Origin of the sequence: Achromobacter spanius, assembly GCF_039673305.1 — a bacterium.
Lineage (GTDB): Bacteria > Pseudomonadota > Gammaproteobacteria > Burkholderiales > Burkholderiaceae_B > Achromobacter > Achromobacter spanius_F.
Window position 1 is genome coordinate 63,281 of sequence record NZ_JBDJLJ010000005.1, and the last position, 15,371, is coordinate 78,651.

At 68.2% G+C, this 15,371-nt stretch carries 15 protein-coding genes and 1 pseudogene; 6 read left to right on the forward strand and 10 right to left on the reverse strand.

Annotation, left to right across the window (positions count from 1 at the left end):
- The first annotated feature begins 95 nt into the window (after nucleotides 1–95).
- Together ABE485_RS06935 and ABE485_RS06940 are read left to right on the forward strand one after the other, a co-directional pair.
- Nucleotides 96–665 carry a sigma-70 family RNA polymerase sigma factor gene (locus ABE485_RS06935; RefSeq protein WP_346514472.1) on the forward strand — a complete coding sequence of 190 codons (570 nt, stop codon included), beginning with the start codon at nucleotides 96–98 and terminating at the stop codon, nucleotides 663–665.
- Nucleotides 662–1,387, forward strand: a complete 726-nt coding sequence (locus tag ABE485_RS06940; RefSeq protein ID WP_346514474.1) for an anti-sigma factor — start codon at nucleotides 662–664, stop codon at nucleotides 1,385–1,387. The genes ABE485_RS06935 and ABE485_RS06940 overlap by 4 nt, the downstream gene beginning before the upstream one ends.
- Nucleotides 1,388–1,488: 101 nt before the next feature.
- Here the strand turns inward: ABE485_RS06940 and ABE485_RS06945 are convergent, their stop codons facing one another.
- The 4 genes from ABE485_RS06945 to ABE485_RS06960 all read right to left on the reverse strand — a co-directional run bounded on the left by ABE485_RS06945 (nucleotide 1,489) and on the right by ABE485_RS06960 (nucleotide 4,834).
- Nucleotides 1,489–3,066 carry a hypothetical protein gene (locus tag ABE485_RS06945; RefSeq protein WP_346514475.1) on the reverse strand — a complete coding sequence of 526 codons (1,578 nt, stop codon included), beginning with the start codon at nucleotides 3,064–3,066 and terminating at the stop codon, nucleotides 1,489–1,491.
- Between the two features lie 144 nt (nucleotides 3,067–3,210).
- A complete protein-coding gene (locus tag ABE485_RS06950) occupies nucleotides 3,211–3,750 on the reverse strand; it encodes a DsbA family protein (protein ID WP_346514476.1) in 540 nt (179 codons plus the stop codon).
- Nucleotides 3,747–4,256 (reverse strand): redoxin domain-containing protein, encoded by a 510-nt coding sequence (locus ABE485_RS06955; protein WP_346514478.1) that lies wholly within the window; start codon nucleotides 4,254–4,256, stop codon nucleotides 3,747–3,749. Before ABE485_RS06955 ends, ABE485_RS06950 begins: the two co-directional genes overlap by 4 nt.
- 59 nt (nucleotides 4,257–4,315) lie before the next feature.
- A complete protein-coding gene (locus tag ABE485_RS06960) occupies nucleotides 4,316–4,834 on the reverse strand; it encodes a Dps family protein (protein WP_346514480.1) in 519 nt (172 codons plus the stop codon).
- A 229-nt stretch (nucleotides 4,835–5,063) separates the two neighbouring features.
- On the opposite strand from ABE485_RS06960, the gene ABE485_RS06965 reads away from it, so the two are divergent.
- The 4 genes from ABE485_RS06965 (at nucleotide 5,064) to ABE485_RS06980 (ending at nucleotide 9,168) form a co-directional block, all read left to right on the forward strand.
- On the forward strand, nucleotides 5,064–7,028 hold the full coding sequence (locus tag ABE485_RS06965; RefSeq protein ID WP_346514481.1) for a PAS domain-containing sensor histidine kinase: 1,965 nt from the start codon (nucleotides 5,064–5,066) through the stop codon (nucleotides 7,026–7,028).
- The gene (locus ABE485_RS06970) at nucleotides 7,025–7,675 is read left to right on the forward strand and encodes a response regulator transcription factor (RefSeq protein ID WP_346514483.1); all 651 of its coding nucleotides are present in this window, start codon (nucleotides 7,025–7,027) and stop codon (nucleotides 7,673–7,675) included. Before ABE485_RS06965 ends, ABE485_RS06970 begins: the two co-directional genes overlap by 4 nt.
- Before the next feature lie 116 nt (nucleotides 7,676–7,791).
- Complete coding sequence (locus ABE485_RS06975) at nucleotides 7,792–8,175, forward strand: response regulator transcription factor (protein WP_346514484.1); 384 nt, start codon at nucleotides 7,792–7,794, stop codon at nucleotides 8,173–8,175.
- 156 nt (nucleotides 8,176–8,331) lie between these two features.
- The gene (locus ABE485_RS06980; protein ID WP_346514485.1) at nucleotides 8,332–9,168 is read left to right on the forward strand and encodes an alpha/beta fold hydrolase; all 837 of its coding nucleotides are present in this window, start codon (nucleotides 8,332–8,334) and stop codon (nucleotides 9,166–9,168) included.
- Between the two features lie 64 nt (nucleotides 9,169–9,232).
- Here the strand turns inward: ABE485_RS06980 and ABE485_RS06985 are convergent.
- The 6 genes and pseudogenes from ABE485_RS06985 to ABE485_RS07010 all read right to left on the reverse strand — a co-directional run.
- A pseudogene (locus tag ABE485_RS06985) lies at nucleotides 9,233–10,819 on the reverse strand (rhodanese-like domain-containing protein); the annotation flags it as partial.
- Between the two features lie 178 nt (nucleotides 10,820–10,997).
- Nucleotides 10,998–11,927, reverse strand: coding sequence for a CysB family HTH-type transcriptional regulator (locus tag ABE485_RS06990; protein WP_346514487.1), 930 nt, complete (start codon nucleotides 11,925–11,927; stop codon nucleotides 10,998–11,000).
- 10 nt (nucleotides 11,928–11,937) lie between these two features.
- Nucleotides 11,938–12,288, reverse strand: coding sequence for a VOC family protein (locus tag ABE485_RS06995; protein WP_346514489.1), 351 nt, complete (start codon nucleotides 12,286–12,288; stop codon nucleotides 11,938–11,940).
- Nucleotides 12,289–12,421: 133 nt separating this feature from the next.
- Entirely contained in the window at nucleotides 12,422–13,444 is a 1,023-nt protein-coding gene (locus ABE485_RS07000; RefSeq protein WP_346514491.1) for a Bug family tripartite tricarboxylate transporter substrate binding protein, read from the reverse strand.
- The gene (locus tag ABE485_RS07005) at nucleotides 13,441–14,382 is read right to left on the reverse strand and encodes a TauD/TfdA dioxygenase family protein (protein ID WP_346514493.1); all 942 of its coding nucleotides are present in this window, start codon (nucleotides 14,380–14,382) and stop codon (nucleotides 13,441–13,443) included. The genes ABE485_RS07000 and ABE485_RS07005 overlap by 4 nt, the downstream gene beginning before the upstream one ends.
- 88 nt (nucleotides 14,383–14,470) lie before the next feature.
- Nucleotides 14,471–15,370, reverse strand: a complete 900-nt coding sequence (locus ABE485_RS07010; protein WP_346514495.1) for an alpha/beta fold hydrolase — start codon at nucleotides 15,368–15,370, stop codon at nucleotides 14,471–14,473.
- Nucleotide 15,371: the final 1 nt, after the last annotated feature.

Consider the following 15,371-nt stretch of genomic DNA (forward strand, 5'->3'; position numbering starts at 1 on the left):
AGTAGCGGCGGCGCTGGTCCGGTGACAATCCCGGATCCGCCGCCGCCCGACGCTTGCCTGCCCGGTCCGTGCCCACCTTCCCTTGCCACGCGCGCATGCCGAACCGAACTGTTCCGGATTTCGATTACGAAGCGGCCCTCGAGCAGTGCGCCGCGGGGCGCCGCTCGGCGCTGGAAGCCCTGTACCGCCATGAAGGTCCACGGCTGCTGGGCGTGGCCCAGCGCATCGTGCGTGACCGCGCCCGCGCCGAAGACATCGTGCACGACACCTTCGTCAATATCTGGAACCGGGCTGGCAGCTTCAACGCCGCACGCGGCTCTGCCCGCGGCTGGCTCTACAGCGTCGCGCGCAACCTGGCGCTGAACGCCGTGCGAGACAGTCGCCACGAAACCGCCGTCGACGACGATACCGCCGCCGCGCTGGATGCCCGCGACGCGATCGACGCCTGGCACGACACGCGCGACGCCTTCGACTGGCGCGACAGCGCCGGGCGCATCGGCCCCTGCCTGGAACAACTGGAACCCGTGCGCCGCAACTGCGTGCTGCACGCCTACGTGGAAGGTCTGTCGCACAGCGAAATCGCACAGCGCGTGGGCGCCCCTCTGGGCACCGTCAAAGCCTGGATCAAGCGCAGCCTGAAAGCGCTGAAGGAATGCCTCGCATGAGCGCCCCGTCTGACCTCCCCGAAAACCTGGACGAACTGGCCGGCGAATACGTGCTGGGCACCTTGTCCGACGCGCGCCGTCGCGACGTCAATGACCGCCTGCCACACGATGCCGCGCTGCGCGCCGCCGTAGACCGCTGGGAAGACCGCCTGCTGCCGCTGACCAGCCTGGCCGTGTCGGTTGAGCCCTCGCCCGGCCTGTGGCCACGCATCGCGCATACGCTGGATCGCCAACATGCTGCCCGGCAAGCCGGGCGGCCGACGCGTCCAGGTTGGTGGGACAGCCTGTTCTTCTGGCGCGGCGTGGCCGCCAGCGGCCTGGCCGCCGCACTGGTTCTGGCGGGCGCCCTGGTGCTACGGCCGGCGCCAACGCCGGGCCCTGTGCAGTACATGGTAGTGCTGGTCGCGCCGCAGTCGCAGACGCCAGGCTGGGTGGTGCAGGCCCAGGCCGGTCAGCGCGAGGTGCAACTGGTGCCGATCGCAGCCATGCAGGTGCCGCCCGATCGTGCGCTGGAATTCTGGACCAAGGCCGATGGCTGGGCCGGCCCGGTGTCGCTGGGCCTGGTCAAGCCGGGCGAGCCGGTGCGCATCCCGCTGGACAAGCTACCCCCACTGGAACCGAACCAGTTATTTGAATTGACGCTGGAACCCGCCACCGGCTCGCCCATCGGCAAGCCCACCGGCCCGATCCAGTTCATCGGCCGGGCGGTAAAAGTGATGTAACCCCGGCGCGACCGCGCCGGCCGGCCGACGTCTGCGGAATGACCTGCGCTTGCCGCAAATCGGATCTGGCGGACGCCAACCGCTCGACGCCCGCGCAACGATCAGCCCTGGCGCTCGCGCGCCACCGAACGGGCCAGCGCCACATGCTTGTCCAGCAGGATCGCATCCGCCACGGCCGGATCGCGGCGCAGCAGGCGGTCGTTCTCGCGCGGTTCCAGGTCCGCGGCCCGCACCAGCGACAGCAGGTCGCGCGTCTTGGTGTCGGACACGGGGATGTTGGTGTCTTCGATCAGCTCGCCCTTCACGTAGGCCTGCATCCGCATGTTCAGGTTGCGCGTGTTGGTCAGCGTCGCCGACGCCAGCGAACCCGCCTCGTAGCGGATGTCGGTCTTGCTGCTGACCTCGTCGTTGATCTGGTAGTAGCGGTAGTTCTGCGAGTCCTTGTCGTTGGTCAGGTCCAGCTGCTGCTGCGGCGTCAGCGCGGTATGGAAGCTGGCGGTCAGGTTGGCGCGCTGCTCCTGCTTGACGGCCAGGTCGAAGAGCGGCCGGCCGCTCACGCTGCTGCTCTGCGAGACCTGATAGGTGAACTGGTCGAATTCGCGGGTCTTGTACGGGTTGCTCGCCTGCATGGTCTGCGAGACCGACGCCGAGAAATCCGCCACACCCGACAGCAGGCTGCGATAGGTATAGCCGGCGGCCACGCGGCTGGGGGCCTGGCTCGACGGCGCGGCGCCCGCCTCGTAGGTCTGGTGCAATTCGGTGAACGCGTCCTTGAACAGCCCCATCAGCGCTTCGTCGCCGCGGCCGCGGGTGCGCGCCGCCTCGAACTGCTGCAGGTAGTCGCTGACGGCCGCGTCGCGCTGCCGCGCGTTGCCGTAGACGGCGGTCTTGCTGATGTCGACATCGACCTTCACCACGCCATCGGCGTTCTTGATCGTGAGCGACCGCTGCTTGCTGTCGGCGGAAAAATCCACGGACTGGGAAATCACGCCATTGGCGCTGGTGGTGGCCTGCAGCGACACCGACGACAGCACCGCGGTGTCGAACTTGGCCAGGCCGGACCAGGCCATGCGCGGCGGCACCGAGGCCAGGCCGTCGACCGCATCCTGGAACGACTTGGACAGGCCGGCGATCGCATTGCGTTCGCTTTCGGACAGTTCACCCTCGGTCACTTCGACCTGCACGCCCAGCCCGTCGGCGCTGTTGCTCAGCGTCACGGCGACCTTCACGCCGCTGGCGGTGGTGATGCGCAGCGTATAGGCGTCATCGCCTTGCGCGGACGCCGGGGCCAGCGTGGCGCCCGTCAGTTCGTCAACCTGCCCTGCCGCGGCCGGCAGCTTCGCGGACTGCGAATAATTGCCGCCGTCGGTCTTGAACCGGTCGAGCAGCGCGGAAGCGACGCCTTCCAAACGGCCGGCAACCGAGCGCGACGAAATGGTGGCCGCGATGGCCGTGGACACCGCATCCACGGCATCCCTTTCCCACGTCACGCCCGCGGCGCCAGCCGCCGACGCGGATTGCGGCGTGTAGGTCAACGGCGTGGTGACGCTCTGTCCCAGGGTGACCGTCGTGGAGGACGGCGTGGTCACCGCGGACACGGGAGCCGCGCGGACGACGCCGGTCGCGGGCTGAACCTGACCGATGGTGGTCGCGGCGCCAATTGGGGCTAAAGATGTCATTGCCTCTATCCCTTCCGGGGGGCCTTGAGCAAGGATTGCCCGTCCATGGCCCCGTCTGTTATGGAATATGTAACGGCAAGACAGGGCCGAACTTAAGCCGGGACCGGTGCGCCCGCGGCAGGCCGCGACGGCGCACCGGCCGGATCATGCATGCGCCGACGCGCCCAGGGCCGCCCGGTTCAGCGCCTGGACCAGGCTTTGCGCGTCCCGCGCGCCGTCGTGCCGCACGCCGTTGATGAAGAGCGTGGGCGTGCCGTTCACGCCGCTGCGCACCCCGCCGCTGAAGTCCACTTCGATCTTGGAATCGAAGGCGCCATCGAAGGCGCGGCGCAGGACCTGCGGGGAAAGCCCGATTTCCTCGCCATAGCGCAGCAGGTCGCGTTCGGCCAGCGCATCCTGGCGTTCGTACAGCAGGTCATGGGCGACCCAGAACTTGCCGGCCTGGGCCGCGGCTTCGGCGAACTCGGCCGCGCGGACGGCATCGGGATGCAGTTCCGAGATCGGAAAGTTGCGGAACACGAAGCGCAGCCGGTCGCCCATGGCGCGCTGCACCGCCTTCAGGACGGGATAGGCCTCCCCGCAATACGGACATTCGTAGTCGCCATATTCCACCAGCGTCACGGGGGCAAGCTCCGGTCCCTCGGCATGGTCCTGGGCGTTCACGGGAATGAAGAGACGGCTCATGCTCGGACTCCTGATGTCGTGGCGGGCGCGGCAAGCCTGTCGAGCGCGTCGAGGATGCCGTCGGCGCCGGGATTGATGCCCAGCGGCGACACGTAGCTCCACCGGATGACGCCTTCGGCGTCGATGACGAACAGCGCGCGATCGGCGATCCCGTCCTGCGCGCGGTAGACCCCGTAGCGGCGGGCCACCTCGCCCTTGGGTTCGAAGTCCGCCAGCAGCGGGAAATGCAGCCTGCGATCGGCGGCGAACGCCGCGTGGCACCAGACGCCGTCCACCGAGATGCCGACGAGCTGTGCGCCCGCCTTGTGGAACTCGGGCAGGATCTCGTTGTACAGCGCCATCTGGTCGCCGCAGACCGGGCTCCAGTCGGCGGGAAAGAACGCCAGGATCAGCGGGCGGCCGCGCAGTTCTTCAAGCCGGACTGTCTGGTCCGGCGTCGCCGGCAGGGCAAATGACGGGGCGGTCGCGCCTGCAGGCAGGGCCGCCGCGGGGTAGTCGTGTGACATGGAAACATCTCCTGGAAGCGCCGGACGGCGCAAGGGACAGGCAGGCCGATGCGCGCGCCTCAGCGGTCGGCGCGGGTGGATTCGTACAGGAACCAGGTGCGGCGCTCGGCCTCGTCGATCCAGTTCTCGATCAGGCTGGTGGACGCCACATCGTTGTGGCTGTCGCACACGGCATGGGTCGCGCGCAGAAAGCCCGTCAGCCGACGGTTGTCGTCGGCAAGCTCGGCCAGCATGTCCTGCGGCGTCACGTAGTCGGCGTCGTTGTCCAGCAGGCGCTGGATGCGGTGGATGTGGCCGATCGAACGCAGCGTGGTGCCGCCCACTTTGCGGGCGCGCTCGGCGATGACGTCGGTGGTGGCATAGATCTGGTCGCCCTGCTCGTCCAGCATCAGGTGGTAGTCGCGGAAGTTCGGGCCCGACAGGTGCCAGTGGAAATTCTTGGTCTTCAGGTACAGCGCGAACATGTCCGCCAGCAGGCCCGTGAGCGCGGCGGCGATATCGACGCGGGCCTCGGCGCCCAGGTCGGAGGGGGTGCGCAGCGGAGCGGTCATGCGGGTTTGAAGCGTAAGGTCGTTCATGGAATTTCTCCTGGTTCGGCTTGCGTGTCGGGCGTCGTTGCCCGATGGAAACCAGAATAGCCACGGCCGCCCGCCAGCAAAATCGGCGGATCGTTTCCTGGCGTCATACCAAGGTTTACCCAGGAAATACGGGTGTTTTCTTTCAAAGATGCCTGATAATGTGCGGGTCTCATTGCGCGCCCGCGTCTTTCCACGCCCGTCCGGGCGCGCCCCTTACCGGAGGTGGAACTTGCTCACGTCTACACTCGGCCGCGCGCCGGGCCAGCCGCCGCGGCAGGCGCGCCCCGAAGCCCTGGAGACGTCCGGCCCGCGCCGCATGCAGCTGGTGTTTCGCCTGGCCGCCCTGCTGCTCGCGCTGGCCATCGCGCTGGTGGACACCTTCACCGCCTTCGACGGCGCGGTCGCGGTGCTGTACGTGGTCGTCGTGCTGCTCGCCGCGCGGACCTCGCGGCGCGCGGACATCATCGTGGCGGGCGCGGGCGGGCTGGTGCTCACCATCGCGGCGTACCTCAATTCACACGGCCTGAACCACGTGGGGTCGCCCACGGCGCGCGCGCTGGTCAGCCTGGCCGCCATCGGCATCACCGCGCTGCTTGCGCTGCAGAACCAGAGCGCAACCCGCCGGCTCGCCTCCCAGGCCCGGCTGCTCAACCTGTCGCACGACATGATCTTCGTGCGCGACCATCCCGGCGTCATCACGTTCTGGAACCGCACCGCCGAAGAAACCTATGGATGGCCGGCGCGCGAGGCCATCGGCCGCGTCGCCGACGACCTGCTGCACACCCGCTACCCCGACCGCCGCGAAACCATCGAGGCCGAACTGCTGGCCACGGGCAGCTGGGACGGCACGCTGGAACAGCAAACCCGATCCGGCGCCACGCTTGTCCTGGAAAGCCGCTGGGTGCTCCAGCGCGACCACCACGGACGCATCACGGGCGTCATGGAAACGCACCGCGACGTCACCGACCGCAAGGCGGCCTACGCCGCGCTGGTCAGCAGCGAACGGCGCTATCGGCGCATGTTCGACGCCAGCCGCATCGGCGTCATCCAGGAGGACTGGCGCGCCGTGCGCGCGGCGCTCGCCGCCCAGGGGCTCATGGACGGCCCCGCGCTCAGCGCCCACCTGGCGCGCCATCCCGAATTCATCGGCCACGCCCGCAAGCTCGCCAAGGTGGACGACGTGAACCCGGCATTCCTGGCGATGGTGGGCCGGCAGGATTCGGCGCAGGCGCTGGACTCCGTCGACGACATCCTTTGCGACGACGACCGCATGTACGCACGTTCGCTCCTGGCCTTTGCGCAGGGCGACGCCTTCCACGAAGGCGAAACCGAGATCGTCCGCGCCGACGGCAGCCGCATCCCCGTGCTCTTCACGATCACCTTTCCCGTCGCGGACGACGTGGACGGCCCCGTGCTGGTGTTCGTGGTGGACAACACCGAACGCAGACAGGCGCAGGACGCGCTGCTGCTGGCCCAGACCGAGCTTGCGCACGCCGCCCGGGTCGCGACGCTGGGCGAGCTCACCGCCTCGATCGCGCACGAGGTCAACCAGCCGCTGATGGCGGTCGTCACCAGCGGCGACGCGGGCATGCGCTGGCTGCGGCGCGAGCAGCCCGACCTGCACGAGGTCGGGTTGGCGATGGAACGCATCGTCTCCGAAGGCCGGCGCGCCAGCGAGATCGTCAAGCGCATCCGGGCCTTCCTGAGCAAGGCGCCGGTGCAGCAGGCGGAGCTGGACGTCGCAACCGTCGTCGACGAGGCCACCCGGCTGGTCGCGCACGAGCTCACGCGCGAACGCGTGGCGCTCCAGGTCGATATCGAGCCCGGCCTGCCGTCCGTCACCGGCGACCGGATCCAGCTCCAGCAGGTGCTGGTCAACCTGATGATCAATGCCAGCCAGGCCATGGCCGGCCAGTCGCAGCCGCGCCGGCTGTCGGTCAGCGCCGCCCGCCACGACGGCGGCATGGTGGCGGTCACCGTGAGCGACACCGGCCCCGGCATCGCGCCGGCAGACCTTGAACGTCTGTTCGACCCCTTCTTCACCACCAAGCCGCAAGGCATGGGCATGGGACTGCCGATCTGCCGGACCACGGCGCAAGCCCATGGCGGCACCCTCACCGTCGACAACACGCCAGGCGCGGGGGCCGCATTCCGGCTCACCCTTGCCGCCACGAACGGGAACACTCCAGCATGAACCTTCGCCCCTCCACGACCGCCGCGCCCGCGGCGCCACAATCCCAGGTCATCATCGTCGACGACGAGGCCGCCGTCCGGGAATCGCTGGACAGCCTGTTCCGGTCTGTCGGGCTGCGCACCACCCTGTGCGCCTCGCCCGCTGAACTGCTGCAGGCGCAGATCCCCGATGCACCGGGCTGCATCGTGCTGGACGTGCGGCTGCCGGGCATCAGCGGGCTCGATTTCCAGGACCAATTGGCCCGCCAGGGCATCGACCTGCCCATCGTGTTCATCACCGGCCACGGCGACATCCCCATGACCGTGCGCGCGATGAAGGCCGGCGCGGTCGATTTCCTGTCCAAGCCATTCCGCGAGCAGGACATGCTGGACGCGGTCTCGGCCGCCATCGAGCGCGACACGCAGCGGCGTTCCCGGGACGCCGCGATGGGCGGCCTGCGCGCCCGCTACGACACCCTGACGCCGCGCGAACGCGAAGTCATGGCGCACGTGGTGTCGGGCCTGATGAACAAGCAGGTCGCGGGGCTGATCGGGCTGAGCGAGATCACGGTCAAGATCCATCGGGGCCACGTCATGCGCAAGATGGGCGTGCGTTCGCTGGCCGACCTGGTCCGCCACGCCGAGGCCCTGGGCATTTCCGCGCCATGACCGGGGTCGGCACCAAACCTCTGTATGATTTTCCTGGCAGCCGCAAAGGTTCATAAGGAAACATGCCGCGCATCGGATGCGCATCGTGATCCGCCCGGCCCGAAGGATTTTCTTACATGAACCACACTCCCACTATTGCTGTCGTCGACGATGACAATGGGGTCAGAATGTCGCTGTCCAGCCTGCTGCGTTCGCTCGGCTACGAGGTCCGGGCCTACGGCTCGGGCCCCGAATTCCTGGACGACCAGGCCGCGGGCGACCCCGACTGCATGATCACCGACGTCCAGATGGCCCCCATGACGGGCGACCAGCTCCAGGGCGCGCTGATCGCCGCCGGGCGCAGATTCCCGCTGATCTTCATGACGGCCTTCCCCACGGAAGCGGCGCGCCAGCGGCTGCTTGGCCTGGGCGCCTGTGCCTACCTGGACAAGCCCGTGGACGGCGAGGCCATGGCCCGCTGCGTGGCCGAGGCGCTGCGGCGCGGACAGGCGGCCCGGTAGCGGTCGATGGCGGGAGGTGGCGCATTGGCCACATCCGCCGCCACGGGGCGCCTATACCTTTGTATGACGCGCCAAGCCCAGCGTAGGATGTCTTTGCTGCACAGAAGGCCCTAGTCTATCCCTGCGGTTCACCTAACCCCCCCGGAGAAACAGACCATGAGCTTCATCACCACCCCCGACGGCGTTGACATCTACTACAAGGACTGGGGCCCCAAGACCGCCCAGCCCATCGTCTTCCACCATGGCTGGCCGCTGTCCAGCGACGACTGGGACGCGCAGATGCTGTTCTTCGTCGCCCAGGGCTACCGCGTCGTCGCCCACGACCGGCGCGGCCACGGGCGCTCCAGCCAAGTCAGCGACGGCCACGACATGGACCATTACGCCGCCGACGCCTCGGCGGTGGCCGAGCACCTGGACCTGCGCAATGCCGTGCACATCGGCCATTCCACCGGCGGCGGCGAAGTCGCCCGCTACGTGGCGCGCCATGGCGAACCGCAGGGCCGCGTCGCCAAGGCGGTCCTGGTCAGCGCAGTTCCGCCGCTCATGGTCAAGACCGACGCCAACCCGGGCGGCACGCCCATCGAGGTCTTCGACGGCTTCCGCAAGGCGCTGGCCGACAACCGCGCGCAGTTCTTCCTGGACGTCGCCGCCGGCCCGTTCTACGGCTTCAACCGCGACGGCGCCAAGGTTTCGCAGGGCGTGATCAACAACTGGTGGCGCCAGGGCATGATCGGCAGCGCCAAGGCGCACTACGAAGGCATCAAGGCCTTCTCCGAAACCGACCAGACCGAAGACCTGAAGGCCATCACCGTGCCCACGCTGGTCATGCATGGCGACGACGACCAGATCGTGCCGATCGACGACGCCTCGCGCCTGTCGGTCAAGCTGCTCAAGAACGGCACGCTGAAGGTGTATGCCGGATTCCCCCACGGCATGCTCACCACCCACGCCGACGTGCTGAACGCGGACCTGCTCGCCTTCATCAAGGGATAACGGGCACGGAACGGCAAAGGAAGGCGCCACGCGCCTTCCTTTTTTTTCGCCCCGGCGCCTGGCGTCAGCCTGCGGCCAGCAGGCGGATGTCCGCGCTGCCGTCGCGCTCCAGCTGCGCCACCAAGCCCAGCTCCCAATCCAGATATTCGCGGAACCCGCGGTCGCGCGCCGATGTGTCGTCGAACAGGTACGGACTGATGCTCTGGTCGTCATCGCCGGTCAGCACCCCTGCCGCACCCGTGCCCACGTCCAGCCCCAGCGCTTTCCAGGCCCGCGTGCCGCCCAGCAGATACTGCACCGGCCGCTTTGCCCGCCAGGCCAGTTCCGCCGCCGCCACGCTGGCCAGCACGCCGTCCGATGATGTCAGCACGATGGTCCGGTCCGCCTGGGCCGGCAGGAACTCCACCAGCCGGTCCGGCGCGGCGAAGCGCGCGCCCGGCACGTGGCCGCGCTCGTAGGCGGCGCGAGAATCCACGTCGAACACCACGGCTGGCCCCGCGTCCAGCGCGGCACGCAGCGCGGACGCGCGCAGCCCTGGGGCATCGGGCCGATGGCGCAGGACGCGCCGCGGCTCCGCACCGCTCTGCAGCGGCGCCAGCGCGGGCGGCTGGTACAGATAGACCTCGACCACGCCCAGTTGCGCCAGCCAGGCGCCGGTCGTCAGCGCACGCACTCCGTCCCAGTCCGCCAGCACCACGCGCGACCTGCGCGTGGCCAGGTATTCGTCCGTGGCCTGCACCAATTGCCCGCCGGGCGCCCAGCGCCAACCCTCCAGGTGCCCGGTCTCGTATTCCTCGCGGGTCCGCACGTCGAACTTGTACAGCGTGCGCGCGTCCTGCTGCGCTTCGAACGCCCGCAGCGTCGCCGTGTCGATGTAGGCGATGCCGGCGCGCCGCGCCACGTCGCGCGCCTGCGCACGCGCGGCGGCCAGCGTGTCCGCGCCCGGTTCCGGCAAAGCCGCATGGCGGCCATAGGCCAGTTCCCGGCCCGACAGCAGCCATTCCATTGTGCCGTTGCGCAGCGAAGCGACCCGGTTGGGAATGCCCGCGTCGATCAGGGTCTGCGCCCCCACGATGCTGCGCGTGCGTCCGGCGCAATTCACCACCACGAAGGTCTTGGGATCGGGCGCAAGCTCGCGAATGCGATAGACCAGCTCCGCGCCCGGCAGGCTGTGCGAGAACGGCAGCGTGAAATTGTGGAATTCCTCGGGCGTGCGGCTGTCGACCACCACGATGTCGTCGCCGCGCGCCACGCGCTCGTGCAGTTCATCCACGTCGATCCAAGGGGTGTGCTTCTCGTGCTCGATGACTTCACCGAACGCCTTGCTATGGACGTTGGTGCCCGAGAACAGCTCGAGGCCCGCGCGTTCCCAGCCGTCCGTCCCGCCCGCCAGCACGGCAATGTCGGTCCACCCCAGCCGCGTGAGCTTGGCCGCGGCCTCGTGCGCCAGGGTCTCGTCGTCGTCGACCAGCACGATGCGCGTGTCGCGGCGCGGCACCAGGCGGTCGGCCAGCAGTTCCAGGCGCCATAGCGGCGCCGGCGCGGCATGCAGCAGGTGCCGGCGGGCATAGCGGCCGGCTTCGCGCACGTCGAGAACGGCGATTTCCTCGTCCCCGCGCAGCGCGTCCCGCAGCGCCCGGGCTGACAGGCGCGTGGCGTGAGCGTGTTCGGTGGGCTTGCTGTCCACCGCGGTGGCAAAGGAGAAGTTGTCCATGATCTGACCCGGCATCGGTGATTGATGAACGGATCAGCCTACGGCGCCGGCAGCGCCCCGCACAACGTAAATATGCATCTATGGATATGCGGCCGACGTTGCGGGCCGGCTTGCATCAGGCGTCGCCCTTCAGTTCACGCTCGACGACCTCGCGCGTCAGCGTGGGCACGAACATCTCGATAAAGTGGAAGGCATAGCCGCGCAGCCAGGCGCCACGGCGGATGGCCAGGCGCGTCAGGTTGATCTCGAACAGGTGGCGCGCGTCGATCGCGCACAGCCGGCTGTCGCGTTCGGCGTCCCAGGCGACGGCTGCCACGATGCCCACGCCCAATTCCAGTTCCACATAGGTCTTGATCACGTCGGCGTCCATGGCGGTCATGACGATGTCGGGCGTGATGCCGGCCCGCGCGAACGCCTCGTCGATGTGCGCCCTGCCCGTGTATCCGCGGCCATAGGTGATGATGGGATAGCGCGACAGCTGCGACAGGCTGACGCCGTCGTGCTGGCGTTCCAGCGGATGGCCACGCGGCACGATGATGCTGTGGCTCCACCGATAGCACGGCAGATTCACCAGGCCTGGATAATCGGCCACCGCCTCGGTGGCCACGCCGATGTCGGCCTCGCCTTCAAGCAGCATCTCGGACACCTGCTTGGGCGAACCCTGGTGCAGATGCAGCACCACCTCGGGATAGCGCTGGCGGAATTCCTTGATGACGGGCGGCAAGGCATAGCGCGCCTGCGAATGCGTGGCGGCGATGGACAGGACGCCGGTGCGGCTGTCGGCGTACTCCGCGCCCGCGTGGCGGATGTTGTCGGCGCATTGCAGGATCTGCTCCACCAGCGGCAGGATCAGTTCGCCGGGCGGCGTCAGGCCGATCAGCCGCTTGCCCGAGCGCACGAAGATGTCCACGCCCACCTCTTCCTCCAGCTCACGGATCTGCCGGCTGACGCCCGGCTGCGAGGTATGGAGGCTTTCGGAAACGTCGGTCAGGTTGAAGTCCTGGCGTACGGCTTCGCGCACGGAACGCAGTTGCTGGAAGTTCATCGCGCGTTCCTCAATCCAGGATGGCCAGTTGGTTTCCCGAGGGATCCTTCACGTACATGACGCGCGGCAGCGCGTCCGGCAGCGAGCAGACGGGATGATGGCCGGCCGTTTGCAGGCGCGCGAGGATGTCGTCGTAATCGCTGGCCTTGATCGCCAGGTAGTCGGGCTTGACCGTGCGGCTGACCTGTTCCACCGGCGACAATGACAGGGTGGCCTCGCCCAGGGCGAAACGCAGCCTGCCGTCGTCGGCGGCGGAGACATCTTGCAGGCCGATCACGCGCTGGTAGAACTCGCGGACCGCATCCTGCCGGTGCGACAGGAATGGAAGTTGTACCGATTCGATGGAAAGAGTTGAAGACATGCCCTGCCGCCAGCAATGGAACCAGGCAAATTCTATTGTGCGCAGCTACAACCGGACAAAGAGGTTGTAATTGCTTCTACATAGCCAGAAACCCTAAAGAGAACGGCTCATTTGCATATGCCCCAGGCCGCCGCTATTTCAGCTTGACGTCCGCCGACGCGATCACCTTGCGGTACGTGGCGATGTCCTCGCGCACGGTCTGGTCCACGGCCTCGGGCGCCGTGGCCGCGATCGTGAAGCCCAGGTTCTCGAGCAGTGCCGCGGTATCGGGCTCTCGCAACACCGCCACCACGTCGCGGTTGATGCGATCCACGATGGCGCGCGGCGTGGACGCGGGCGCGGCGAAGCCCTGCCAGCTTTCCACCACGTAGTCCGGCAGGCCGGACTCCTGGATGGTGGGCACGTCCGGCAAGGCCTTGGACCGGTACGGCGTGGTGACGGCCAGCGCCACCAGCTTGCCGTTGCGCACGTTCTCGGTGGCGGCGGCCAGGGTGATCAGCATCGCGTCCACATGCCCGCCCAGCACGTCCAGCGTGGCGGGACCGCCGCCCGGATACGGAATCTGGTTGGTCTTGGCGCCGATGCGTTCGTTCAGCAGTTCAACGGCCAGATGCTGCAGGCTGCCGGTGCCGCCCGGCAGCGCCATCGAAATCTCGCCCGGCCGCTGCTTCACCAGGGCGACAAATTCCTGGAAGGTCTTGACGCCCAGGCCGGGCCGCACCACCAGCAGCTGCGGATTGACGACGGCCTTGGTCACGCCCTGCAGGTCCCGCACCGGGTCATAGGGCAGTTTTCCCGGCTGCAGCGCATTGAGCGACAGCGCATCGCCGCCCAGCAGCAAGGTGTAGCCGTCGCCCCTCGCATGCGCCACGGCCGCGTTGCCGATGGCGCTGCTGGCGCCCGGCTGGTTTTCCACCACCACGCTCTGCTGCCACTTTTCGCCCAGTTTCTGCGCCACGGTGCGCGCCAGCTTGTCGGCGCTGCCGCCCGCGGACACGGGCACCACGATCTTCACCGGACGGTTCGGGTAGCGGTTGGCGTCTTCGCCCGGCACCGGCGCCGACCCCGCGAAGTTGCTCAGCAGGCCCGCGCCCAGCACCACGCCAACGATCAATCCCAATCCGGCGCGCACGGCCGATTTACGCTTGATGCTCATGCCGCTACTCCGGTTTGCGCGCCGCTTTCGACGCCGAATGCCTCAAAGGGCTTGCCCAGCACGGCGGTCGAATGCCGGCCGTCCACGCCGACTGGCACGTCGCCTTCGAGCGTGATGCGGTACAGCACCCGCTCATCGTCCAGGTAGGCGAAATCGCCCGGCCCCTGGTGCGCGGTCGCACGGTTGTCCCAGAACGCGATGCTGCCCGGCTGCCAGCGGAAACGCGCGGTGTATTCGGGCCGCGTGATCTCATCGAAGAACAGGTTCAGCAGATGCCGGCTTTCCTCTTCGCTCACGTCCTTGATGCGCCGCGTGAATCCGGGGTTGACGAACAAGGCGCGTTCGCCCGTCTCTGGTATCACCCGCACCACGGGATGCTCGGACACCAGCGGGCTGGCCTGCACGCGCTGCGCGTAGACGGTCTGGTTGTCGAAGTCGCCGTTGTAGCCGCCGAACTGGTGCCTGGCCCAGAGGCCGTCGGCCAGCGCGCGCACCGCGGGCGACAAGTGCTCGTAGGCAGCCACGAGATTGGTGAAGATGGTGTCGCCGCCATAGGCGGGAACCTGACGGCCCGCCCGCAGAATGGATCCGGCCGGCGGATTGACCACGCCGGTCACATCGGTGTGCCAGCGTTCGCCGCGGCGGCCCGTGGTCGACTTGGACGAGATGGTGCGTATCTGCGGATAGCCCTCGGGCGGATTCGCGTCATAGGGGTGCGCGGACGTCGGACGGCCGAAAAGCCGCGCGAATGCCAGATGCTGTGCGTGGTCGATATGCTGGTCGCGGAAGAACACGACCTTCCAGCGCAGCAATGCGGCCTTGATCTGTTCGACCTCGGCGCTGCTCAATGGCTGGGTCAGGTCCACGCCGTGGATCTCCGCGCCCGTGAAGACGGAAAGCGGCCGGATGTCCAGGCCCGTGCTTGCGATTGTGGTCATGTGCTGCCCCGTTCTGTGTTGTGTAAAAACAGAATAGGTGCGCCGCGCATGCCCAACAAATACCGATACGCAATGTGAAAATAGCCCGCTACGCGCGCTTTTCCGTCAGGAAGGCCAGCATGCGCCGCGCCAGTTCGCGCGGCTGTTCCTCGGGCAGATAGTGGCCGCAGTCCCGCAGCACGCCGCCCTGCAGGTCGCGCGCCAGGGGCCGCAGCGCCTCGTGCAGATCGGGCGCGCTGCCGCGGTCTCCGCCCAGCGCAAGCACCGGCACCGTCAGCGGCGTGTCGCGCAGGGCGCGGTTCTGTTCAGCGTCCTGCACGGCCGCGCGGTAATAGCCCAGCATGCCGCGCAGGCCCCCAAGCGTCTGGTAGACGCGCTCGTATTCGTCGATGTCCGCGCGGCTGAACACGCCCGGCTTGTTGGCCGTCTTGCGCGAGAAGAACCATTCGATCAGGATGCGCTCGCGCCCTGCCAGCAAGGCTTCGGGCAGGTCCGGCACGCTGTTGAAGAGGAAGTGCCAGCTCTTCCAGTTGTCGGGTCCCAGCTCGATCGCGGGCTTGAGCGTCACGCCGGGAATGTTCGCGTCCAGCAGCACCACGCGCTCGACTTCGTCGGCGTAGCGAGCCGCAAACGGATAGGCGATCCAGGCGCCGATATCGTGCCCGGCCAGCGCATAGCGCGTCAGCCCCAGCGTGTGGAACAACGCACGCAGCCGTTCCCCCGCCGTGCGCGTGTCGTAGCCGTCCAGCGGCTTGTCCGAATCTCCCTGCCCGGGGAGGTCCACCGCAAACACCCGGAAGTGCGAGGCCAGCAACGGCATCACGCGGCGCCATGCGTACCAGCTCTGCGGAAACCCTGCCAGCAGGATCAGCGCCGGGCCCGCGCCGCCCTCCACCACGTGATAGCCCAGGCCGTCGACCGACACGCGGCGGTGCCGGAAAGCCCCATTGTCCAGCGCGAAGGCGCCGACGTCCGAAAGTGCATCCATC